At 66.7% G+C, this 23768-nt stretch carries 21 protein-coding genes; 8 read left to right on the forward strand and 13 right to left on the reverse strand.

All coding sequences use genetic code 11. The features are described from left to right. The first annotated feature begins 271 nt into the window (after positions 1-271). The 5 genes from mobF (at position 272) to DMP23_RS21265 (ending at position 8640) form a co-directional block, all read left to right on the forward strand. Positions 272-5365 (forward strand): MobF family relaxase, encoded by a 5094-nt coding sequence (gene mobF / locus DMP23_RS21245; RefSeq protein WP_337822288.1) that lies wholly within the window; start codon positions 272-274, stop codon positions 5363-5365. Between the two features lie 99 nt (positions 5366-5464). After that, positions 5465-5827: a hypothetical protein gene (locus DMP23_RS21250; protein ID WP_337822289.1), complete on the forward strand. Its 363-nt coding sequence runs from the start codon at positions 5465-5467 to the stop codon at positions 5825-5827. 1091 nt (positions 5828-6918) lie between these two features. After that, the gene (locus tag DMP23_RS21255) at positions 6919-7254 is read left to right on the forward strand and encodes a hypothetical protein (protein WP_337822290.1); all 336 of its coding nucleotides are present in this window, start codon (positions 6919-6921) and stop codon (positions 7252-7254) included. Continuing rightward, positions 7251-7799 (forward strand): hypothetical protein, encoded by a 549-nt coding sequence (locus DMP23_RS21260; RefSeq protein ID WP_337822291.1) that lies wholly within the window; start codon positions 7251-7253, stop codon positions 7797-7799. Before DMP23_RS21255 ends, DMP23_RS21260 begins: the two co-directional genes overlap by 4 nt. Before the next feature lie 289 nt (positions 7800-8088). Beyond that, positions 8089-8640, forward strand: a complete 552-nt coding sequence (locus DMP23_RS21265; RefSeq protein WP_337822292.1) for an HD domain-containing protein — start codon at positions 8089-8091, stop codon at positions 8638-8640. Here DMP23_RS21265 and DMP23_RS21270 read toward each other — a convergent pair. Together DMP23_RS21270 and DMP23_RS21275 are read right to left on the reverse strand one after the other, a co-directional pair. Beyond that, positions 8628-9104, reverse strand: a complete 477-nt coding sequence (locus DMP23_RS21270) for an NUDIX hydrolase (RefSeq protein WP_337822293.1) — start codon at positions 9102-9104, stop codon at positions 8628-8630. The genes DMP23_RS21265 and DMP23_RS21270 overlap by 13 nt on opposite strands. A 2-nt stretch (positions 9105-9106) precedes the next feature. Next, positions 9107-9850, reverse strand: a complete 744-nt coding sequence (locus tag DMP23_RS21275) for a helix-turn-helix domain-containing protein (RefSeq protein WP_337822294.1) — start codon at positions 9848-9850, stop codon at positions 9107-9109. A gap of 328 nt (positions 9851-10178) precedes the next feature. On the opposite strand from DMP23_RS21275, the gene DMP23_RS21280 reads away from it, so the two are divergent. Together DMP23_RS21280 and DMP23_RS21285 are read left to right on the forward strand one after the other, a co-directional pair. Then, positions 10179-10463 (forward strand): zinc finger protein, encoded by a 285-nt coding sequence (locus DMP23_RS21280; RefSeq protein WP_337822295.1) that lies wholly within the window; start codon positions 10179-10181, stop codon positions 10461-10463. Between the two features lie 43 nt (positions 10464-10506). Next, complete coding sequence (locus DMP23_RS21285) at positions 10507-11340, forward strand: helix-turn-helix domain-containing protein (protein ID WP_337822296.1); 834 nt, start codon at positions 10507-10509, stop codon at positions 11338-11340. Positions 11341-11495: 155 nt separating this feature from the next. On the opposite strand, the gene DMP23_RS21290 is transcribed toward DMP23_RS21285, so the two are convergent. The 11 genes from DMP23_RS21290 to DMP23_RS21340 form a co-directional block, all read right to left on the reverse strand. After that, a complete protein-coding gene (locus tag DMP23_RS21290) occupies positions 11496-12098 on the reverse strand; it encodes a hypothetical protein (RefSeq protein ID WP_337822297.1) in 603 nt (200 codons plus the stop codon). Further along, positions 12095-13930, reverse strand: a complete 1836-nt coding sequence (locus tag DMP23_RS21295; protein ID WP_337822298.1) for a type IV secretory system conjugative DNA transfer family protein — start codon at positions 13928-13930, stop codon at positions 12095-12097. Before DMP23_RS21295 ends, DMP23_RS21290 begins: the two co-directional genes overlap by 4 nt. A gap of 43 nt (positions 13931-13973) precedes the next feature. After that, a complete protein-coding gene (locus tag DMP23_RS21300; protein ID WP_337822299.1) occupies positions 13974-14990 on the reverse strand; it encodes a C40 family peptidase in 1017 nt (338 codons plus the stop codon). Between the two features lie 115 nt (positions 14991-15105). Continuing rightward, on the reverse strand, positions 15106-15471 hold the full coding sequence (locus DMP23_RS21305; protein WP_337822300.1) for a hypothetical protein: 366 nt from the start codon (positions 15469-15471) through the stop codon (positions 15106-15108). Positions 15472-15513: 42 nt separating this feature from the next. Beyond that, positions 15514-16296 carry a hypothetical protein gene (locus tag DMP23_RS21310; protein ID WP_337822301.1) on the reverse strand — a complete coding sequence of 261 codons (783 nt, stop codon included), beginning with the start codon at positions 16294-16296 and terminating at the stop codon, positions 15514-15516. 22 nt (positions 16297-16318) lie between these two features. Next, complete coding sequence (locus DMP23_RS21315) at positions 16319-17671, reverse strand: ATP-binding protein (RefSeq protein WP_337822302.1); 1353 nt, start codon at positions 17669-17671, stop codon at positions 16319-16321. Positions 17672-17835: 164 nt separating this feature from the next. Next, complete coding sequence (locus DMP23_RS21320; RefSeq protein WP_337822303.1) at positions 17836-19326, reverse strand: SCO6880 family protein; 1491 nt, start codon at positions 19324-19326, stop codon at positions 17836-17838. Further along, positions 19323-20627 carry a hypothetical protein gene (locus DMP23_RS21325; RefSeq protein WP_337822304.1) on the reverse strand — a complete coding sequence of 435 codons (1305 nt, stop codon included), beginning with the start codon at positions 20625-20627 and terminating at the stop codon, positions 19323-19325. Before DMP23_RS21325 ends, DMP23_RS21320 begins: the two co-directional genes overlap by 4 nt. Then, positions 20624-21175, reverse strand: coding sequence for a hypothetical protein (locus tag DMP23_RS21330; protein ID WP_337822305.1), 552 nt, complete (start codon positions 21173-21175; stop codon positions 20624-20626). Before DMP23_RS21330 ends, DMP23_RS21325 begins: the two co-directional genes overlap by 4 nt. Positions 21176-21429: 254 nt before the next feature. Continuing rightward, positions 21430-21732 (reverse strand): hypothetical protein, encoded by a 303-nt coding sequence (locus DMP23_RS21335; protein WP_337822306.1) that lies wholly within the window; start codon positions 21730-21732, stop codon positions 21430-21432. A gap of 81 nt (positions 21733-21813) precedes the next feature. Beyond that, entirely contained in the window at positions 21814-22659 is an 846-nt protein-coding gene (locus tag DMP23_RS21340) for a hypothetical protein (protein WP_337822307.1), read from the reverse strand. A 171-nt stretch (positions 22660-22830) separates the two neighbouring features. Here DMP23_RS21340 and DMP23_RS21345 point away from each other — a divergent pair, with 171 nt between their 5' ends. After that, the gene (locus DMP23_RS21345) at positions 22831-23463 is read left to right on the forward strand and encodes a hypothetical protein (protein ID WP_337822308.1); all 633 of its coding nucleotides are present in this window, start codon (positions 22831-22833) and stop codon (positions 23461-23463) included. Positions 23464-23768 lie beyond the last annotated feature (305 nt).

Below are 23768 nucleotides of genomic sequence, written 5' to 3' on the forward strand. Positions count from 1 at the left end.
TCGTTGCGTCCACACCTCGTCGGCAGGCGCGTTCCGCGCCGGCCTCACAATGCGGGAGCAGCCGGCACCTGACCACACCACCCGTGCCCGCCCACCTTTCAGCACCCGCCGTCACGCTTCAGCCGCACACCCGCCGCCCTGCCGCCGACACCATCACCACCGCGCCCCAGCCCCCGCGCCGCCCGCACCGGCCCACGGCACTCACAGGACATCTTGCAGATCCTCTGAGTCAGGTGGGCGTCAGTGATTTTGCGGCGTACGCTCGATCTCAGTGATCGGCTCGCGCAAGCTGAGCCCTGGTGATCATGAGTACCTCACCAACGCGATCGCGTGCCACGACCGCCGGCTCGACCCCGGCGAGTTGTTGAGCGGGTACTACCTCTCCCACGGTTACCCGGCAGGCGAATGGTTCGGCGCCGGTGCGCAGATTTTCGGGCTCACCGGCGAAATCAAGCCTGCGCAGATGAAGGCGCTCTTCGGCGAAGGCCGTCATCCGAACGCCGACGCGATCGAGAACGAAATGATCGCCGACGGTGCCACAGCAGCCGAAGCACTGCGTGCGACAAGGCTGGGCCGCGGGTTTCCGGTCTACAGCGGCCTGGACCTCATGCGAGTACAGACCGCCCAGGCGTACAAGGACTACAACCGCGAGCATGGCCGTCCGGTCGGTGCGCCGATCGACGCCGAGACACGGCATCAGATCAGGCGAGCGGTCCAAGAACAGATCTACCGCGAAGCAACTGGCACCAAAGGCCCGATCGATCCGACCGCCCTGGAAACGTGGCTGGCAGAGGAGCAACGAAAGCTCCGCAAAGCAGTGTCCGGCTTCGAGTTCGTGTTCGCACCCGACAAATCCGTGTCCGTCGCCTGGGCACTGGCACCGCCGGAGGAACGCGAACTGATCGCAAACCTGGTCAGGCAAGCGATGCGGGACACCCTGGTCTACGTCGAACAGAACCTCGCCTTCACCCGAGCCGGCAACCAGGGCCAGGCTCAAGTCGACGTCGACGGGCTCACCGTAGCGGTTTTCGAGCATTGGGAAAGCCGAGCAGGCGACCCGCATCTGCACTTCCACGCCTTGATCGCGACCAAGGTCCGCCGCTCCGAAGACGGCAAGTGGACAGCACTCGACGGCCGTCCGATGCTCGCTGGCACCGTCACAGCCTCGGAGTTTTTCGACACCCGCACCCGCGACCTGTTCCGCGAGCACGGCGCGCGGTGGACACAACGGCCCGCCAACGGGGTCGACCACAACCGCAAAATCTGGCAGCTGGCTGCCGTCCCTCTCCCGCTGGTCAAAGGCTTCTCGCAACGAACGCGTCAGTTCGAAGCGGCCCGAGCACGCCGGATCGTCGAGTTCCGGAATCTCCATGGACGCGAACCGCGCCCGAAGGAGATCTTCGCCATCGACCGTGCCGCCAAACTGGACGGCCGCCCTGGCAAACCGCCGCCGAAGTCGTTGGCCGAGCACACCGACGACTGGCTCGACTTCGCCCGCGACCTCGTAGGCCAGGAGGCTGTCGACAAGCTAGGACAGCGGGTCTTCACCCGCAGCCCTGCTCCAGCCGCAGAATCGCAGACGGAACACGATCTCGACGCCATCGCCAAAGCCACCGTAGCCGCGGTCAACGCGAAGTACGCGCACTTCACCCGGTGGCATCTCGAGTCAGAAGCACACCGCCAGACAGCCCGGCTTACTGTCCCCGCCAGCACTCGGGCCGAACTCATCGACCGCATCGTGAACCGCGCGCTTTCAGCGCAAACCACCCTCGCTCTGGAAGGCGCGACGCTCGTCGCCGAGGCACCTTTCCTGCGGAGACGTTCGGGAGAGTCGGTCTTCCACGAACACCATTCCACTCGCTACACCACCACGAAAACTCTGGCGGAGGAAGGCGACTTCGTCGCGTGGGCCAAACGCCGCGGCGGTTACCGGGTTCCAGCACGCGCTGTACGCAAGGCGCTCCGCTCTTCGAACCTCAACGAGGGCCAGCGTCGAATGGTCACCGAGTTCGCCAGCTCACGCAGACGACTGCAACTGGCGCTCGCTCCCGCGGGCGCAGGCAAGACCGCCGCAATGAAGGTTCTGGCCGACCTCTGGCGTTCCCAAGGACGACAGGTCTACGCGTTCGGCCCGTCCGCGCGGGCGGCGCTCGGGCTCGGCGTATCGATCAGAGCCCGCCCGCACACACTGCACCAACTCCCCACTGCGCTCGAACATGGCGTCGCCGAAAAGAAATTCCCCATCGCCGAAGGCGACCTCGTCCTCGTCGACGAAGCCGCGATGGCCGGCACCCACACACTCCACACAGTCGTCACCTACGCACTGAACCGCGGTGCCGACGTACGGCTGATCGGCGACGACCGGCAACTCGCCGCAGTCGAGGCCGGCGGCGCTATCCGGCTCATCGCGCTCGACGTCGGCGCGGTCCGGTTCTCGGAAGTCGTGCGGTTCAAAGGCCACGACAGCAAGGAACAAGCCACGGCGTCCCTTCTCATCCGAGCGGGGAACGACAAGGGCATCGACTACTACCAGGACAGTGGGCGGGTCTTCTCCGGCTCTGTCGAAACGATGCGCGCCGCCGCGCTCAACCGGTGGCGGCGCGACCTGCGGTCCGGAACCGAGTCCCTGCTGATCGTGCCCACCAACGAAGACACCGTCGCGCTGAACCTGGAAGGCCGCGCAATCCGCCTGCGCCGTTGCAACGAGCCCGTAGGCCCTGAAATCGACCTGCACGACGGGACTCAAGCCAGCACCGGAGACACGATCGTCACCCGGCACAACCGCCGACGCCTGAGCCTCTTCGGCGGTACGGACTTCGTCAAGAACGGCGACACGTGGCGCGTCGTCAAAGCACACGAAGGCGGCCAACTCACCGTCCGCCACGTCGAACACGGTGCCCGGACCACGTTGCCCCGCAACTACGTCAGCCGGTATGTGGAACTCGCTTACGCAGCCACGGTGAACCGGATCCAGGGGATGACCAGTTCCGGCAACTCCCACTCCCTCGTCCCGCCGACCATGACCCGCGAGCAGTTCTACCCTGCGATCACCCGCGCGCAAGAGGAGAACTTCCTCTACGTCGTCACCCACCACCACGTCATCGATCTCCATCAGAAGACACCTGAGGTCGACCCCGACCCGATCAAGGCCGCGCGCAACGTGCTCGTCGGCGTCCTGAAACACACCAGCGTCGAGCCGTCCGCGACCGAGGTGTACCGCGAGAGCCTCAACCGCGTAGTCTCGCTCGCGACGCTCGTCGACCACTACAACTACGCCGCCACCTATCTCGACGAAGACACCTACCTGCACGCACTTGCTCGGCACGCCCCCGAAACCCTCGACACCAAAGCCGAAGCAGCGCTCGTCCAGACCCTCCGCAACGCCAACGACCTCGGCTGGAGCGCCGAACAACTCCTCCCCCGCCTCGCTGCCGGATCACCCCTCACCGGAACCGACGACCCCGCCGCAGTCCTCGCCTCGCGCATCACCAAATTCCTCTCCAGCGCCACGACCGAACCGCCCGCAGGCCACCCCGATCCGCACGACATCCTCCGATGGCGCACAGCCTTCGACGCGATCGCGCCCGACGCCGACGTGGAAGACCTACGCTGGAACCGCGTCTGGCGCATTGCCACGGGAGCCATCGCACTCGGCCACGACGTCGAAGCCGCCCTCACCACGACCGCGCACCACCTCGCCGCCCGGCACCTTCTCGACGGCCGCGGCTCCCCCGACCCCATGCCCGACCACACCTACGCCGCCAACACCCTGCTCCGCGAACTCGACGCCCAAAACGACCGCGGCCAAGTCCACACCCGCACGCTCCCCTGGCAATCCCGCCCCGACCTCGCCGCAGCCCGCACCCAGCCCGGCCGACGCGAATACCTCGCCGAGATGAACGACGCCATCCACGACCGCCTCGAACACCTCCGTGCCGAAGCCATCCGCAACCCACCACCTTGGACAGCCCGCCTCGGCCCCCGGCCCGACAACCCCATCATCGCATGGGAATGGGACGAACTCGTCGGACTCACTGCCGCCTACCGCGAGACCTACCAACTCGAGACCGACAGCCCCCTTGGACCACGACCCGAGACCCACGGCTCACGCGCAAAGAGCTGGGACGAACTCAACCTCCGCTGGACCCGCTACGGCACCCCCGCTCCCCCAGCCAGGCCCGCAACAACAAGCCAAACTGCCGAATTCTCCGCCGACGACGTGCTCGACTACCTTGACGCCCAACATGAGGACCACGCCGAAACGCTCGACGTTCTGGTCAAGCGCTACGAGCAACTCGCCCGCGCCGGAGATGAAGACCGCTACCTCGACCTGCTCGCCCGATACGTTCCGGCCACCGTCAACAGCGGTGCCGAACACGCGATCCTCAATGTCCTCGCCGACGCCCAAGACCAAGGCTGGCAAGCAGAACGCCTGCTCCGAGCAGTCACCCGCGGCAACGACTTCACCTGGGCCGAGGCACCCGGTCTCGCACTGCTGGCCGCTCTGCGCAACTACCGCACCAACCGTCGGCCGCCAGCCCGAACGGCAAACCCGACCGAAGACGAGGTCCGCCGTTGGCAGCAACTCGCCGCACAGAAGCTCCCACACGCCACCGTATTCGCCGAGGAGTGGACCATCGTCTGGAGACACGCTGCCGCAGGAACCGCCGCGTTCCTCGATCCGGAGGCCGCTCTCGCCACAGCGTTACGCAAAGTCGCACTCGACGAGCCATCGAACTCATCCGAACTCCCTGCGCGGGTTGCCACGACGCTGGTCGCCGAACTCACACACCGCCAGCGCGCGAATGACGCGGGATTGCCGTCACTCCCCTGGATCGCGCGTACCGACATCCTCACGCCGGGCGAACGCCGAAGCCGCTTGACTCGGCTCGAACTCGCCCATGCCGAAATCCGCGACCGAACCGCCGTCATCAAGCGCCACGTTGTCACAGAGCCACCGCGGTGGGCAGCCAGTCTCGGCCCGCGTCCGGACGCGCCAGCGCGGGCAGCACGATGGGAACAGACGCTGACCCTGGCGGCCGCTTACCGGGAAACGTTCGGCATCCATGGTGAGGCTGGAAGCAGCCCGCTCGGGAAACCACCGACGACCAACGGAGCGCAGGCGCGTGCGTGGCGTTACCTCACAGACCAATGGAACCACCTCGCCAACGATGGACTGCCATCCCAGAAAGGGCTCAGAGAACACCAGCTCGACCAAGAGTTCCAGGCTGGAACAAACGCGCGGGCCCACGCTGGCTCCCGCACCGTAACTGTGCAGCAATCGGTCTCCGCCGGCCTCGAAGCCGAGCAATACGACGACACCCGCGATCTCGCGGCAGGAGAGCGCCACAAGCACACCTACTGAGGCGCCAGCAACATGCTCGCCTTGCCACCGGACGGGTTCTGACTCGGCCAATCAGTTCGAGAGACGGCTTTCTGGTGCGTGCAGAGCTACCCTGGCTTTATGGATGCGGACATCCACCCGTCAGAACTGGAACGTGTCACGCCGGACTCCGTACGTGCTGTGCTCGGCGCGGCGCGCGTCGCGTACAGCCGCGTTTTCACTCGTCGACCTGGCGTAGTGCGAATCGATGTCCGCGCGATTCGACGAAGTGAGCGACGAGCCCGGCAACGAGCAGTCCTGGCGTCGCTGGAATCGCAAAGAGACGATGAACTCTGGCTCGTTCGCCCAGCCGGCGTCACCTACCGATGGCGATGGTGGGCGACGTGGATAACGGTCCGCGACGCAGGCTTGGATTGGGTAGATCCTGCCACCGGACTCGATTACATCGCCGCGCTCGCAAAGAAGACCCCGGCCGACAGCTGATTCTTGTGGCGTTCACGAAAGGTGCGGTGGCCGCCCGTCACTCCTTCCGTTACGTCAAGAGCAGCACGCAGCCGAAGGCGACGGCCGTGACGAAACCGGCGACGAGCAGTTTGGGTCCAGACTGGGTTGTGGCTGCCTGGGCGACAGTCGCGGTGGTGGCGTTGGTGACGCGATAGCAGCGCTGGGCTGGCTCGCTGTGGCTGTGGCTGTGGCTGTGGCTGTGGGAGAGGGTTGTGACGGGGCAGGTTCGGCCACGGCGGTGCAGCTAGGGCTGGCAGCCAGGTGTGTGGCAGGTGCCGGTGCCGACGCGCGCGTCAGCGGCGGTTGAGTGGCGGGGGCATGTTAGACGATGATTTGTGCGCGCATGTCGAGGTGGACCGTGGCCCTTACAGGGTGTCTGCAAGCAGGAAACCGGGCTGAGGGAGGGAGTCCTGGACAGCACCAGGCGACCGTGGCGTTCTGCTCGCACGAGCGGATCGCCAGGGAAATCCGGTCTGGCAGCCACCGGGCATCGGACCTGCTCGCAGGCGGCTCGCGCTGTTGGTCACCGCCAACGGAACGAGCGCGTGTGCGGTGACAGCCTTCTGCCGATGCAATCAAGACTCTGCTCAGCTACCTGCCGTATTTGCCGACCGCCAACGCCCCGGTCACCAGCGAACGTCGTTCCGTCGGGTTCCTGCCGACAATCGACCGCCACCAGTTCGCTGATTCGATGGCGAAAGCTCCAGCGACGAACGACGCTGGGAATGAACGCTGACGTGCGGGCCGCACCGCACTGCGGCACCATCTCGGGCAAGCGATCCCTATCGGCGTCGACAACACGTACGGCACGGCCTAAGCCGCGCCGTACCTGCCAGTAGCTCCGCTGTACGTGACGCCGGTTCCCAACCCCGCCTGGCAAGCCGATCTGGTCGCTTGACACGGTGCGCGCCCCGTTGTGCCGCTATGTGTTGTCGTCATCAACAGCCTGCGGCGCGAACGAAGCGACTCGCAGACGGCTGGGCCAGGAGGCGGCGGACCGCCGTGCACGAAGCAGCTCTCTGCGACCTGGGTAGTCTGCCGCTCGGCGGACCAGGGGTTGAGGGAGGGCGATGTCAGGGTTGCAGATGGGAGTGACCCTCGGGCTTGGGCTGCTGACCGTTGCCGGAGCCTTCCTCGGTGCACGAATGGGTGCCCGCGCAAACGATCGGGCCACCAAGCAGCGCGAGGACGCTGCCCGACGAGAAGAGTGGTGGCGCCGGTTCACCTGGGCGGCGGATCTCGCGCTGGACGACTCGCCCAGTAAGCGAGTGGCCGGTCTCAAAGTGATGACCAGGCTGGCGCGATCCGAGCTGGCGACAGCCGACGACAACCGACTGCTCTCCGGGTTCACCGACGACCTGCTCGATAGACTGATTCAAGAGGCGGACGGAGGCGAGAACCGATGAGTCGACTGCACCGTGTTACCGGAGAAGAGATCGCGGCGGCCGAATTGCGCCTCGTCACGGACAAGAATCTCGGCCGGACTTCTCATGCTGTCGTAGCAAGGATCGCGGGTATGACTGCGGGAGACGTCTTGGAGTTGCCCGGTGCGACCGACCACACCGAAGCGCACGCTTCCGAGAGCACGAGCAGCACTGCCGGTACCGATGAACCGGCGGCGGGGGTGGAAGTCCGTGAGCTTCTTGAAGCCTTGTCTTCGGAGACCCGTCGATTGAGCCGCTTGCATACGCAGCTCATGGAAGCCTTGGAGGCACGCCAGCCTTCGGAAACGGCGAGACGAGCGCTGGTTCAGCAACGCAGGCTCCGCCAGCTCCGGAGCGATTTCGGATTTTCCGGCAATGCGCAAGAGGCAATCGCTGCTTATGAGCGCTTCGTCGGAGATTTGGTGAGAGTTCTGGGTCCCGATGACCTGATCACAGTGGAGGCCCGCACGGATTTGGCGAGGTGGCGGATCGTTGCAGCGCAACAGGCTGGCGACGACCCCCGCTAATCAAGCACCTGCGCCGACCCCGCAACCGTCGTTCCGCAGCAGACTCCATCGGGTCCCAGCGACAAACAGGGCGATGGCGATCGGCCTATCGTAATTGGTCAATAGCACCCGAACAGATCCGCTAGCAGCGCCGCGGCTTCCGCTATTCATCCGCATTACGTGGGCCATGACGCGGGTGAACAGCCGCGAGGAAGGCGCTCTTGCAATCCGGGGCCTCCGACAGGCGGAACCTTAATCACGTCGCATGCGGAAAGCGCGTGAGCCAGGCCGACCGGTAGCGTTGAGTGCCATGGAATCCGTGACGCACGCGCGCCAGGTCAGCGAGAGGTTCGTCAAGCCGCTCGGGCGGCGGTGGGACCACGTGCAAGCCGTCGCGAGTCGTGCGCAGGAGCTTGGCGACGCGGTCGACGAGTCCGAACGGCCGACCCTCGTCGCCGCAGCCTGGCTGCACGACATCGGTTACTCACCGGAAATCGGGCGCACTGGGTTCCACCCGCTGGACGGCGCGCGGTATCTCAAGGCCAACGGCTGGTCCGACGTGGTGGTCAACCTCGTCGCGCATCACTCCGGAGCGAGGTTCGAAGCGGAGCAGAGGGGCATGTCGGACCAGCTCGCGGAATTCCCGTTCCGTGACAGTCCGCTCCTGGACGCGCTGGTCGCTGCCGACTTGACCGTCGGCCCCGGTGGAGAGCGGGTCTCGTGCAACGAGAGAATTTCGGAGATCCTCTCCCGCTATCCCGCTTCCGACCCGGTCCACCGGGCTTGGCTCGTCGCGGCACCTGTCATGCGCGCGGCTGTCGAACGCACGAATAGCCGCTTGAACGATGATCAGCCAAGATAAGGCTGAAGCCTGTCAGGGTCTAGAGCGTGCGCGATCCGCATCCTCATCGACGGATGCATGGTGAGGTCTTCCAGCCGCGACGGGTCGACCCACTGAACAGCTTTGGTCTCCACTCCGTCTTCGCGGGGTTCGCCGCCGATCACTCGCCCCTCGAAGCACAGCGAGAACTGCTGGCGCACTTCGCCGTCGTCGTAGGCCATCACATGCCGCGGGTTCGTATACGTGCCGGTGAGCCGGATGATTTCGACGTCCAGCCTGGTCTCCTCTTTTACCTCGCGCACCGCAGTTTGCGTGATGGTCTCGCCGATATCGTGCCCACCGCCGGGCAGCGCCCACAGGTCGTTGTCGATCTTGTGGATCAGAAGGACTTCGCCGCGATCGTTGCGGATCACCACAGTGACTGACGGGACTACGCTGTTCGCAGCCGGAGCCGCCGGGTCGTCGACGTAATCAATCCTGGCCATGACTACTCCTCCCCTTTCTCCGGTTTTGCGCACCGCCACACCTGCTCGAACGACTTCAGGTAATGGTCCCACACAGTCCCGCTCGGATGGCGCTTGAACTGCAGGACAGGGCTCTGCCCGGCTAGCGCTCCGTACACATGCGGATTCACCAGAAGCTGGTCATCGAATCGATACATCGAGTTGTACAGAGTGGTGCCGTGCGTGCGGATTTCGACGCCATCGAGTTCCGCCACCTCGGCCAGGTATCGGCGCATCAGCTGAATGCGGCCCTCGAGGCCGCCAGGCGTGCCTTCGTCGATCGCACGCTGCTGGGCAGCCTCCGATTTCTCGTCGCCTACGAGGAGCCGGAAACGGACTCCCGCTTGAGCTTTCTTCCGGATCAACGGCACCAGGTCGTACTGTTCGACCAGGAATACCCCGGAGAAGACCAGCACGTCCATCTGGTCCTCGACGCCCGCGAGAAGTTCCTGCCAGGCTGCCCCCGTAATGGCTGAGCGCGACGGGTACAGATGGACGAACTCGGTTTCGGCAGGCGTCGGCCGGGCAACGCCGTTGAGGGATGGCCAGATGTCGGCTTCACGTGCCTCCAGCACGGTGAGCACCCGGTGCCTGGTCGTTCGATGCGGCACAACCTCGTCCCGGATCCAGCGTTCTGCCGTCTTCGGGTGCGCGTCGACTCGCTCGGCCAACTGCTCGAAGGTCAGGTTCGCCGCCAGCATGGCGGTGCGAAGCCGGTCGTTCGCCATGAATCCCTCCTCTGGGCTAGCACGTTTGGAAACGTCCCCGGGGACGTTTCAACCGGCCAGGCCGTTCTCAAGAGTCCTGCAAGCGCGGTGTCGACGTCCTTCGCGTTGGGGTTTTCTGAGCCCAGCACAGCAAAACCACCGCAGGTCGCAGGCAGGAGGTAGCGATGTTCCTGGTGCACTGCTCATGGCTGCTCCGGGTCTGGCTATTTCCGTTGAACCGCAAGGGTGCTTCGGTCCCGTTCCGCTCGTTGCTTCGTGATCTTAACTCCGTATCGCGAGGCGCGAGGACTGTTGTGCGACTGCCCGGCCAGGAGAGGAGCGGTCGTCAATGGCGGCGTTGATCTTCATCTACCTCGAGCACGTCCATCCGGTCATCGACGGAGTGTGGCACCGCGTGCGGCTCACGAGGGTCCCCGCGCCAGGTGAACACATCACCATGCTCTGCGGTCAGGAAGCTGCTGCAGCGTTCGCGCCGCATGAGCAACGCCGGGCGCGTTGCATACCGACGCAATGCCTGCCCTGCGACGCGGCGTACCGCGAACAACAGGGCTGGAGCCTCCCGAACAGGTCCGCTGACCGATCCGTGAAGTCCAAACGGAGGAGGCGGCGATGACAACTGCGAAGGCTAAATCGCGATGAGAGCCAGCAAAGGGCCGATGGCGGGGAGCACGCGTGCGACGCTGCTCGGAGCCGCGTTGCGTGCCGCGAGGGAACGCGCTTCGTGGGGCCTCAACGAACTTGCCCGAAAGATCGGGGTCCCGCCAGCGAGGCTGTCTAGTTGGGAACTCGGTCTGCGCGCCGCACCAGCCATCCACGTCGCCTACATTCTCGGCGCACTCGGTGTCCACGGCAGCGACAAGCGCCGCGTTCTCGCATTGGCAGGACTGACTGCGTCCGAGGTTGTCATCATGGGCCGCGACTATGCCTACGACCGCTGCGCGATGCTTGCCGACTGCGGAACTACGGCCCAATCCGTGGCCGACTGGCATCCACTGTTTATACCCGATCTCGTTCAGCACGAGGACTACCAACGCGAAGCCCTGATCGCTGCGGGGAGGCCAGAGGCCGAAGTCCACTTCATCGGAGAACTCGGTGCGGAACACCGGCAAGTCGTCCATCCAAGGCAACTCACGGCATACGTCAGCGAAACCGCGCTCGCGGACGTGACCGGATCGCCAGAAACTGTCACTCAGCAGTTCAGCTTCCTTGCCAGGATGGCCGCGCCAACCTCGACCGTCAGCATCCGCGTTGTCCCTACGGCCGCCCGTGGACATTCCGGCCGCGCGGGCGCGTTCACGCTGTACCGCACCAACAGCGGGCCCTTCGTCCACGTTCCGAACTACGGGGCCTCTGTTTTCATGGCCGAAGACGGGAGCTACAGCGACATACTCGAAGAGTTGGAGAGCATCTCGCTATCCAAAATGGACACTCGGATGCTGGTGGACGAGTACGCAGCAAAGCACCGCGTCCGCCTGTGCCGCTCGGCATAGTCCCAAAGCTTCCGTACTGCTCCTCCCTGGAGCACGGATGGCCCGCCTACGCGCCAGGCGGGCCGAGGGCCGGTGCGCCGTTTGCCCCGACGGAGCACCGGTCCCTCATAAACACGACTGCCGATGAAGCTTGGCAACTCCGTCTGTGCGTCGAGTCAGTCGGAAGACCGCTGGGGCGAAGACCTCGCTTCGACGGTGTACCGGTCCTTCAGATCGCCCGAACCGACCTGCTTGTGCGTCGCGGTAAGACAGTGCGGGTGAGTCCACTCGGTCGCGAGGCGTTCAGCGAACGCGGGTCGCCACCGGTCGTGCCAGTACTGGGCCTCGCGGACGCTCGCGTGCCGACCAAGGTGGGCGGCGCGCCAGGTGTAGGTCAGGGTCGCGATTTCGGCGAGAAGCGCAGGGTGGTTGAGCCAGCAGTCGGGTATCGCGACGGCGCGGCTGCCGGGCCGTCCGACGTAGACCTCGTTGTAGTACTGCACGAAGCACGCAATGGTGAACAACGGTGTCTCGCCTTGGTGGGCGGGGTCTTCAGCGGCTGGCGGTGCGGGGAACGTAAGCCAGCGAGCGAGATGCTGCGGGTCTGATTCGTCTTGGGCCTCGAGCTTGCGAAGCCGTTCGTGGAGATGTTCGATCCGCGCCTCGTGGCCTTGGGCTGCGGACCACAGCCGTTCGACCATGGCGGCGATCTCGGCCTCGCTGCGCTGCGGGCCGTCGTCCTCGCCTTCCGGGACAGGAATGTCGTCGTCGGCGTTCATTCGCGGCCCTGGATGCGGTCGAGTTCGTGCTGGGCGTTCCCGGCGCGGATAGCGGCGACGTCGGCTTCGATCTGGGGCCAGTCAGGACGTCGGGTGACGTCGATGGTGCGGCCGAGGATCGGTTTGAGGTTGCCGTGCAGGATCAGTACCCGGTCGCGGTCGAGGGTGCGGATGTCGCCGGGACGGTAGGTCGGGGTGTCTTCGCTGCCGATCGAGCCGCGGCCTGTGCTGAGCAGGCCGTCTGCGTGATGCTGATAGGTGCGGCGGCGGTGCTGCCCGCTGATGGTGGAGAGCCACTCGAGCGTCTGATCGTCCTTGATGCCGGGGAACACCGACAGCGTGAGTGTGTTGTCGATCAGCGTCTTGCGACCGTGCTCGCCGTAGAGCTCGTCGAGCTGCCCTCGGGATTGGGCAGACCAATGGATAGGTCCGCCGCGGCCGGCGATGTCGGAGATGAATCCGGGCAGTCGCGGAACCGGGGTGGCTTCATAGAGTTCATCGAGGATCGTGGTGGCCGGCGGTGTGTTGCGGCGGTGTTCCTGGTGCAGGGCGCGTTCTTGGACCCGGCTGAGGAACTCTTCGGCGAACGCGCTCAGCACGGGCCTGGCCTGTGGCGCTGGGTGCTGGCCGGCGATGACGAACACGCTGCCGCCGGTGTCGAGAAGCGTGTCGATGTCGAACGGGTCGTCTCCGCCGGGGGTGCAGAACTCGCGGATGCCGGGGTCCATGAATGGCTCCAGCGCGCGGCGCACGCTCATCCACACCGCGTCGGCGGTTTCGGCGACCATGCTGGTTTCCGAGCGCAGGTTGTACGCCAGCTGCGGGAAGTCTCGCTGCAGCAGTTCGGCTGGTTCCTGGTCGGCGGGCTTGGTCAGGGCCCAGGTGATGAGGTCGTCGATCCGGCGGTGGTGGCGAGCGGCCGCGAGCAGGTAGGCCTGCAGCACGATCCGTGCGCGGCCACGGAAGACGGCGTCGTTGCCGCCGACGTCCTGAAGCCCGAGTGCGGAGGTCGTGATCAGGGTTTCGGAACGGCGGAGCGCGACAGCGGGTTCGTGGCAACCGGCGATGGGGTTCCATCGGACGTGGCGGGGCCAGGCGGTGGTTCCGGTCATGTCCAGCAGCCAGGCCGTGCCACCATGGTCGCGGCGGGAACGCGCGAGCAGGCACCATTCGGCGAGGTCGTTCTTGGTGGTGGACGCGAACAACGCACCGGGCGCATCAAGTGCTTTGTGGACAAGGTCCGTGCGGGATTTGCCGGAACGAGTCGGGGCGATCGTGCCAGTCGGCGTCTCCAGCGAGACGACCAGGCGCTCCCGATACGGTCCGCGCGGCAGCGGTGCGGAAATCTCCGTGGCCGGGACGCGCCGACGTTGCGCAGGAGTCAGGTCGGGCCGGGTCCACGCGGCAGTGCGGCGGGCGGCTGCGGGTGTGAGGGTTCGGCGGACTTGGAGCCGACTGGCGTGGCCCGGGCGAGCGGGGGCGAGCCGACGCCATGCTGGGATGGACACGCCGACGGTCACACTCGCCAGCACCATCACCACGGCCGTGGCGTAGGCGTAGAAAGCCAGTTCCCGCCCGGAAACGCCGTATGCCCACGGGTCGGTCAGCGCGGCAGCGGGATGGACGGGGTCGGTAACGACTTGTGCGGCGAGTCTGAGCATGCGTGGCACGGGCGGCCAGGCCCAGGTGTCGGTGGCGAATCCAGTCGTCAGCGTCGCTGCGGCAGCCAGGGCGAAGACCGCTGCGCAAGCGATCAGGCCGACTCCGGCCAGCAGCGCGACGAGCACGATGTCTCGGTCGGCACCGGCGGTTTCAGAACGGTGGCGAGGCACAGTAGCGGTCCTCCCGTGCGGGGAGGGATCGCGCGCTCAGGCATCAGTGCGGGCTCCCTCCTGGCGGCGGGGAGGGCGTCGCCGGATCGACGACTCGGCGGATGACGACGATGCGTGCGGACCAATCGGCGAGGTGCTCGATGATCACTCCGTGCTGCTCGTCGTAGGCGTCGATAATCAGCCCGGCTCCGGCGTACATGCCGACATGACGCGGCCGAGCGGGCGTGCCGAGCGCTCCGGGAATGAACACCAGGTCGCCCGGTTGCAGCTGGGACTGGTCGGGGACAGCGTGCCCGGCGGTGACCTGTCCGACGGTGGAAGCTGGAATGCCGACGCCAGCGGCGGCCCACGCCGCGAGCATGAGGCCCGAACAGTCGAAGGCGTCCGGGCCTTTGCCACCCCAGACGTATCGCTTCCCCACCTGCGCCGCGGCGTACCCGACCGCAGCCCTTTGCTTCGGGTCTGAAGGAAGGACGAAGCCGTCGGGCATGCGGGTTTTGCGGTCATTGCCGGGCGGGAGCGGAACGTTGGATTTGCCGTCGTCGCAGGCGGTCGACGACGCTCCGACGGGAGCGTGCGGGGCAGGGTTGTCCGGGCCGGACCAGATTGACGCGACGATGCGGACTGCTTCGGGCTCTCGGGGCGCGTAGCGGCCGGGGAAGCCGCTGTTTTGCACGGCTTGCTCTGCCTTGCCGGGCGGTAGCGTCTCCCATCCAGGAACAGCCAACAGCCGGTCGAGAAAGATATTCGTGGCGTGCACGGGATTGAGGATCTCTGCGCGGCTCCCCCAGCCTTGCGAGGGTCGTTGCTGAAACACGCCAAGGGAATCACGGTCGCCGTGGTCAAGGTTGTGCAGGTGGGACTCGACCAGGCCGGTCGTGATGGCAATGACGGCCGCCCTCCGAGGGAGCCGTCGCTGCTGGACCACGCCGACGATGGTGCGGGCGATGTTGGCTGCTTCTGCGTCCGGCGGATCGCGGACGATTCGTCCAGTCCCGCCGGACGGAGGCCCGCAGCCGGACGCGGCGATCGCCGTGCCCGGCTGGACGCCGGCGACCATCGCGGCTGCGAGCAGAAACCCGCAGAGCACCACCACGATGCCCGCGACGACCCCGGCAACGGTTTTCCCTTGGCGGTTCATCGGGCCCGCTGAAGCACACGCGTCCTGGCCACGGTCAGTATCCGAGGCTCTGGCCGAAGTCGTCGTCCTCAGACCGGAGCTGGTCGTCCATCATCCGGTCTTCGTCGGCGCAAGCGTCGTGCTCGCCGGGGTAGTCGGGTTCCTCGGCCATGCATGCAGGCTCGTAGCGCTCGGCCGCGTCCGGGTCAGCCCGATAGTAGTCGCGTTCGTCGGCGCCGAATTCGGCGCACATCGCGATGACCGTCTCCCGATACGCTGCCTCGGACCGGTCTTCGACCGCCTCCATGCCGAACTGCAGCCCTCCGGAATGCACGCCGGCAGGGATGACTGCGCTCTCCCAGACATCCATGTACGCGACCTGCGCAGATCGGCGAATCCGTTGTACCGTCTCATCGTCCATTCCAGAACCTCCTCCACTTCGTTCGGCGTACGCGCGCCATGCCTAGGTTCCGAGTCCTGAGTGGAATCCGTGATCGTCGGAGGGCGGATCGTCGAACCACGATGCGTCCAGCCCGGAATCGCGCTCGTTGTCCAGCCGCTCGGCGTCCGTCTGTGTTTCGTCGGCCGCGAAGATGTCGGTCAGCAGCGACTCGACCCGCTCTTCGCTTGCCGGAGTGAGAGTCTGCGAATCCGGGCTGCCTTCGGCCAGCGTGCTGGACAATGCTTCCCGCGAGTCCACGCCGTAACGCTCTCCGTCGACACGAATCGGGCTCAGCAAGCGCTCTGTGTCGTAGTCCTGGTCGGGCCAGGTCCAGGAAAGGGACAGCTCCTGGTCGCCGCGGCGGTAGGTCTCGGCGTGACCGCCATCGGTGGCGCGGATGTCCGCGGCGGTCCAACCGTGCTCGTTGAGCACCGGCGTGACGTCCTCGCGGGTGAGTTCGGTGACGAAGCCTTCGGGGCGGTAGAGCCTGCCGAGCTCTGACTCGAGGTGGCGGTCTTGCTGGTAGCTCCGCGATTCAGGCCGCAGGTCGGTGTACGTCGGCGTCGTCGACACGCGGCTGATGTTCAGCAGCTCGCCCAGGTCCTCCGGGATCTCGGCGTACGGGCGGATTGCCGCGATCGCTCCACCCGGGTACGTAATGTCGCCGAATCCCCCGCCGACATCGACGGTGAGACGGTCTTCTCCGTGCTCATCCGTTCCGTCGCGCACCTGGGCGAAATAAGTCTGCAATGGGTCGTCCCAGCCGACGTAGACCTCGCGGTCACGGTGCAGGACTGCAGACAAAGGTTCCAGTCGGATACGGCTGTTAGCCATAACGTCCCCGTCCGTTCGGCGCTGGTCGCAGTTGCGCGTTGGTGTCAAAGAGGCGTTTTTCGAAGCTGGACAGCACGGTCTGAACGAGATGAGCAGGCTGGTTCTCCGTCTTCCACAGCGCTCGACCGCGTCGTTCGTTCACCGGCCCGATCAGGCGCTGATGTTCCGGTCCGGTCAGCGCCAGAGCTTCGGCGAGTTCGTCGGCGGCGCGCGTTGACTGTCTAAACAGGACTCTCGTCGAGCAGAGCGCGATCAGGTCCCTCGCGATGGCGGTAGCTTGCGAACCCTTCGCTCCGACAGAAAGCAGGTCAGAAAGCTTGTGCAGCACCAGGATCTGGATGATCTGCTCCAGCCTCGACAGCCGAAGTTCCGCGTCGATCGCGGCAACCGAGCGGGGGCCTAGGCGCAGCTGTCGCCAGAGTTCGTCGCGCACGACGATGCGAATTTCTCCGTCGTTGCGGAGGTCGGTGGCCAGGGAGGACCAGGCACCGAGGCAGGTCAGCGCGACGGCGACGGCGGTGTCGCCGCGGGAGCGGAGGCGCGAGAGGTCCATGCTCTGCACCGGTGCTGCCCAGTCGATGGCGACCGTGGTCGGCGCGTCGAACAGTCCGGAGAGAGCGCCCGAGATGAGGTTGGCCAGGGCGTCGGTCATCGGACGGAGCCGGTCGAGGAAGTCGTGCCGGTGCGCGTAGCGGAGGTCGTGCCACAGCTCGGTATCCGCGTGGGCAAGTTCGCGGTGCACGTCCGGGATCGTGATCGGCCGAAGGCGGCTGTTGCCGTCTCTGGCACCTACTAGCCGATGCAGAACCGCGGCGATCGCGGCTTCGTCGCTGACGGTCGGTGCGTGTCCTTGCGATTCGGCCAGCGCCGCCAGCAACTGCACCCAGCGGCCGAGCACGCTAGAAAGCTCGTCCCGCTGTCGCTGCGCGGTCCAGGAGTCCCACCGGGCAGTGAGCGGTCCGAGGTCGAGGGCGTTGACCCTGGCATGGTTGCCAGCGCCGAGTTCGATCGGCGTGGCACCGAGAGCGCGCACGACGGGGGTGTATTCGCCTTTGACATCACCGCTGATCAAGGTGCGGACGCCAAAGTTGAGCATCCTCAGCACAAAGGCGACAACCGTCGAGGACTTGCCCCGTCCGGGTTCGCCGAACAGGGCGATGTTCGGGTTGGTCGCGAGCCCGTTGCGGAGCACCCATTCGACGGGGTGGCAGTAGAACGCCCCGCCGGACTGGACGTCGTAGCCGATTCGCGCTCCGACCGCGGGAACCGGGCAGGCCACCAGCAGCGGGAACAGCCCGCCGATCTCACGCGTGCTGGCGTGGTACACGGGCAACGGAGCCAGCACCGGGGACCACCCGTGCCCAGCACGGGCATGTCCGCGCAGCGGTGCCACCGGCCGGTTGAGCCGGTCGCGTTCTCGTCGTGTCGGCGTTGAGCGATCCGGAACTAACTGGGGTGTGCCGCCAAACGTCGAGAGCAGGTCGGCTGCGGTTCTTTCGGGTGGCCGCATCAGATGACACCTCCGCGCAGCCGGGGCAGCCCGATTCCGACGGGGAGAACCGCGGTGACAAACCCTGCGTCCTGCGCAAGGTCCAGGCGCAGCAGCTCGAAGCGGCCGGCGATGTCGTTTTCCATTCGTGCGGCGTGGTCTTCGACGCTCCACTCCCCCGGAACCGTGATCGCCGTCGCTGCCGCGAAACGCACCAGCCCGTGCCCGGCGGCGACGGCCTGCTCCTGCGCACGCGCCCCGGCTGCGGCGCGGGACTCGGAGGCCGCGGCGCTGAATCCCTTGGAGCGCTTCCAGTCCCGTATCGCTCCGGCACGAAATCGGCCGGCCCGGACCGTGGTACGAGCGCGGCGTGGCGACAGCGCCTCGTAGTGGATAGCCAGTGCGCGCCGCTCCCCAGCCGTACGCACCGCGAGCAGACCGCTCAACGAGCCGAACGTCGTTCCGGCCTCCGGCATCAGCACCGCATAGGACACCGTGGCGAAGCCATCGTGCCGATAGACCCGTGCGCTCGGCACCGGTGCCTGGCCAGGACCAGCCGCGGCCCACGCGACCCCTGGTTGCCGCGCCTGCAGAGAACCAGCGGATCCTGGGTTGAAGCCGGTCCGGATCGCTTCCGCCAGGCCCGCGCCCGACAGCCAAGTTACCCGTTGGGCACCGAGTGCGCGGAGTCCTTCGGCGAGGCCATCGAGAGCGCGGTAGAGCACAACCGCGCGTCCGTCGATTCCGCCTCCCGCGGCGGCTGCCGGGCGTCGGATAGCGTGCTCGGGACCGGTGAAGGTCACGAACACCTCATGCCGGACCGAGACCGCCCCGACAGTGCGGTCGAGCTCACGGGCGGCACGGCGTGCCGCCGCCGGTGCGTCGGTGCGTTCGTGTGCGGACCGCCAGGCTTCGTACTCCTTGCCGGTGTCGGGCACGGTGCGCACCAGCAACGTCATGCGGTCGACGACCTCGCGGTGTGCCAGGGTCGCCAGCAGGTTGCCCAGGCGGTTGGCGAGGCGTTGGCATTGGGCGGCGGAGAGCATCCCGACCCCACCGTGCGTCAGCTTCGCGGTGGCACCCCATCTGGCTTCGCGGGTGTCGTGGATCAGGCAGATCCGGCCGAGATCTCGCATCGGCGGCCCGTCCGGGAACCGCAGCCGGGCGAGTGTTCCGGGCAGGTCCGGCGTCCCCGGGTCGACCGCGGCACCGGTGACCGCGCGCGACTGCCATCGCGACCAGCCGAACGCTATCCCGACCTGGAACAGCACCAGATCCCCGAGCCATCGCACCGCGGGACGTCCTCGTACCGGGACCGCGACCAGCGCGATCGCGGGGAATGCGGCCAAGGAGGCGGCGAGTGCTCCGGCGAGATCTCCCCCGGCGAGCGGGAGCACGACGGGCAGGGTGAGCAACACGCAGGTGACTGCTTGTACCGGGCGCAATCCCAGCAGCCAGCCGTCGTGCTCGCGACGGCCCAGTCCGGTGTAGAGCCGGGACCCGCCGGTCATTCGTCTTCCGCCTTGTCGGCCCGGTCGTCGTCATCGTCATCACCGGGCGGAATGTCGTCCGGCGCTGCGTCGGCCGGGTCATCCCTCGGGTCCACCACCTGAGGCGGGTCGTCGTCATCCGGCGGTTGCTCACCCTCGCCGCTGTCGTCGTCCGGATCCCGCTCCTGCTCGTCTTCCTCTTCGTCCTGTTCGTCTTCCCCGTCACGAGATTCGTCGTCATCGGCGGGCTCGAATTCCGGTTCGAAGTCCGCGGAGTCGAACCGATCGGCGTTCGCCTTTTCCTGCAGGTCGTTGTCGCCGCCTTCCTCGTCGTCACCTGGCGATTTCCAGTCCTGCCAGGCCTTTTTCAGCTTGTCGAGCGCACTGCCGTATGCACGGGCGGGAAGGCTGTCCGGCCCGTACGTGTCGGCCCCGAGATCGGACATCTGCTCGCGCAGCCCGCTGCCCGCGTTCGGGTCGATGAACGAGAACAGCTTGAACAGCACGAGCGGCATGAACAGCGCGAGCAGCAACGTCACCACGCCGGACAGCAGTCCGAACAGCCCCTGCCGACCGGCCATCGTCGCCACGCCGATGACGATGACCAGCGCGATGGCCGGTTTGAGGAAGACCAGCGCCAGCAACCCGCGGACGCCCTTCCAGAACCAGCGCGCGGTGGTATTGGCGAGCAGGCCGGCGGCCAGGATCGGGATCGTCGCGACGATGACGTAAATACCGCCCTGTCTCAGGATCATCTCGAACGCCATGCCGAAGCCGGCCGGGAAGGTGCCCAGCACCGCGGACACGCCGAGCACGACCGCGGTCAGCGCCTTGGACACCCCATCCGGGAAGTTGAACGCGTGCAACGCGTCGGCGAACCGCTCGCTGCCCAGCCCGTAGCTCAGCAGGACCGTCGTCAGCCCGTCCGCCGCGGCCAGCACCGCGGCGACGATCCCGACGGAAGCCGCTAGGGCTACGCAGTACTGCATCGGCCCGAGCAACAGGCGGCTGAACCCCCTGCCGCCGCGCAAGACCGCGGTCATGATCTGCCAGAAGAACAGGCCCAGCGCGAGAACACCGCTGATCCACAACATCAACGGCCACACCACGCCGATCGGTCCGTCCGTTTTGGACACTGTGAAGCGCGAGTAGTAGTCGACTCCCTCGAGGACGAGCCTGAGCACGAGCAGCCCGGAACCCCACAACCCGGCCATGATCGAGTCGAACACGTTGCCGGCGACGATCGACAATCCCTTGCTCGCGGCGTCGCCCGCTGACTTGCCGAGGTTTCCGAGGATGGAGAGCCAGTCGATCGGGTTCATCGCGCACCGCTCAGCGGCCGGTACCCGGCATCGACGGCTTCGGTGGTGCCAGGCCAGGCTGACGGCGCGTAGGCGGCCCGAGCACCGGGGCTGATCCGCCAGCTGTTTCCGGTCCAGCGCAGAGCTTGGCAGTCCCCGACCCCGACGCTCGTTCCCTGTCCCTGGTAGTCCGCGGTGAATTGGCCGAGCGTGCATGCCACGACGTATCGTCCGGCGTCGGCGGTGCCCTTGATCAGCCCGTGGGTGACGTCGTAGCGCACGGTAAGCCCGTCTGTCGTGTCGCCAGAAGCCAGCTGAGCGGCTTTGCGGAACTCGTGCAGCAAGACGTGCAGGCCCGAATCGGCGACCGACGATGCACCTGGCAGCGCGGATTGCGCGTAGGCGCGGTCGTAGGTGTCAGGATCGCCGCCGGACATCCCCGCCTGATTAAACGCGACCAGCTGGGCGAGGGCACCCTCCGGGCTCGGCGGGAAACCGTCAGGGATCCAGCGCCCGGCTCGCAGTGCCGGAGCCGGCAGAGCGATCGGGGGCCCGGCGGTCCTGGTCACCTGGGAATGCGGTTGCGCCGCGGAGGCTGGCAACCAGACCATCGGCCGAGCGGCCAGTGCACTCTCGGTGTTGTCCGGCAACTCCGCGGGTTGCGGACGAACCATGCCCGATGCCTCCGGCGGGCCGGATTGACCGAGCGACGACGTCCGGGAATGCGCGACGACGACAAGCGCAGTGACACCAAGCAAGATCAGAACCGCCGACACCCCGAGCCGCCTGCGGGCGCGGACCATAGATCGGTCGGCCGCCCCGGTCATTTGGGGGTCCCCGCGAAGCCGTTGATGACCGTCCAGCCGATGCCGTACAGCAGCGCGCCACCGACCGCGCACAGCATCATGACCAGCCCGACCTTGCCAGCGCGGTGGTGATCGACCCATCGGCCACCCGCCCACACCACCAGGCCCATGAAGAAGCCCACCAGCAAAGCGATTCCCGCTGCCCACTTGACATTGCCGACCAGACCCAGGATTTGCTCGGCACCCGGAGGCGTGGAGGGTCCCGGGTTCGGAAGATCGGCGAGGTGGGCCATCCATCCCCAGACCACGTGGGCGAACATCGCGACTCCTGCTCAGCACCCAGGCACGGCCGGGATGCGGAAGCGGGAGGGCTTCGCTGGGGAAGGCGACAAGTGTTGGTGCTACGAAGGATTGGCGGGGCACGCTGGGGGCGGCAGCCAGCCTGCCGCGCGCCAGCGACGCACCAGAGAAACAAGGCCAGAGCGGATTTTCACGGGCGTGACATCGGCGGTGATCCCGCCTGTCGCAATGCCCTTCTCGCACGGCACGAAGACCGTGCCGTCCAACATGGAGTGAACGCGGTTCCCCGCTGTCGCTGCAACCCGCGGCGGCCACCGCCGCGTTCCTGACACCACCAGATTCGCCACCGGCGGGATCACCCGTCGCAGCATCCACGGCTCAAGCCGAGCCAGGACCTGTTCCGCCTGCACCAGCCCGGGAACAGTGGGACGCAGCACCAGCAACGGACACACAGCCAGCGTCAGCCAACGCCCGATGCCCACCCGCACGTCCGACGCCAATTCCCACGCGTCACCCGCCACGTCGACCACCGTGACCTGCACGCTGCGATCGCCAGGCAGCCACCATAACGACGGCGCGACCGACTTGTCCGGTCCCGCATGCTCCACGCGTCCCACCAGAGCTTGCGCCCGCCAGGAGAACCGCACTCGTGCCGCCGGTTCCGGAACTCGGACGACACGGCCGTCCACCCGCGCGGCCCGCCCGAGTCCCGACCGGACCGGACCCGCCGTGTCAGCAAGCAGCACCGAGTACCCGGCCAACTGCAGAACATCGGACAACGCGGCGGCGACCACGCTTACGCCAGCACCCCCGGACGCACCCAAGATCGGCACCACCAGTCCGAGCCGTGCGCGAAGCACACCGATGCCGTCCTGCGGTGCCTGCGTGGCGAAAGAACTGCTTTGCGTTTGGGGTTGAGCGGCCGTGCCGCCGGACGAGCCAGCCATCTCGCTGCTCCTGGACGTCGGCTGACTGCCTCATGCCCCTTTCGGAGGGCATGACGCCTTCAGCTGTTGCCAGGGAGGGCTGCTAATGGGATATTTGTCGCGCGTTGTTGTCACGACACGGATCAGCGTAGCGACGCAACACAGCTTGTCAAGCACGTCCGGAGGGGGCCGATGAACGAGCAGCCTGCAGGCCAGGACGGCAGCGCGCGCGGATCCGCGGATTCGCCGATTCCCCGGCGCACCCCCGACCAGCAGGCCGAGCTCTACCGGGTGCTTCTATCGCTCGACAGCTTCGCCGAGCGTTTCACGCACATGCTGACCGAAGAATCGGTTGTCTACTATGACCGCGGCCGCGCGCCGGTGACCGACCCCGGAGCCATCGAGGAAAACCGCTCCGCGCTGCGGGCGCGTCGAGCCTCGGCGCAGACGATCGCGGACTGGCTGCTGGCACAGCGTGGCATCTCGATCAGCCGCCAGCACATCAGCAACATGGGAACCGGAATCCGCCCGATGCCGCGCGCCTCGGCGATGAACGCATTCGCAGACTTCTGGCGCATCCACGCGCGCGTACTCGATCCCGCCACGCCCGCGGAGCGCATCACCGGCCTCGCGGACACCGAGACAAAGCTCGCTGCGACGGACTGGCGGATCCTCGAGCTGATGAATCAGATCGGCCTGCAGAGCGTCCAGGCGCGCGAGATCGGCCCCGCCCTCGACGGCTCCTCACGGGCTCACAAGCAGGCGCTCATCGAGATCCTCTCGGCAATCTCCGAGGACCAGAAGTCGTCCGACGAGCGAGACTGACCCGCACTCGTTACGTCAGTTATTTTGACTTCACCCGTTGACAAATGATCGACGGCGGGTAGGTTTACACCGAGTTGGCCGTCGCGGCCGTCGCATCAGGGAGGGTGCGACGCACCAGGCCCGGCGACCGCTGACCCGGGAGTTGTCGTGCCGACCTACGTCGCGCCGGCGATGCACCCGCACGCATCGGGCTACCGCTTATTCTCGGCCGTTCCCCGGAGCTCCGGCAGCATCGTCAATCCGCGGAACAACTGCCTGAATTCAAGCACCCGACGACCACTCTGGCATGGTGCACGAGGGCCGCC

Origin of the sequence: Amycolatopsis sp. A1MSW2902 (assembly GCF_017312175.1) — a bacterium.
Taxonomy (GTDB): Bacteria; Actinomycetota; Actinomycetes; order Mycobacteriales; family Pseudonocardiaceae; genus Amycolatopsis; species Amycolatopsis nivea.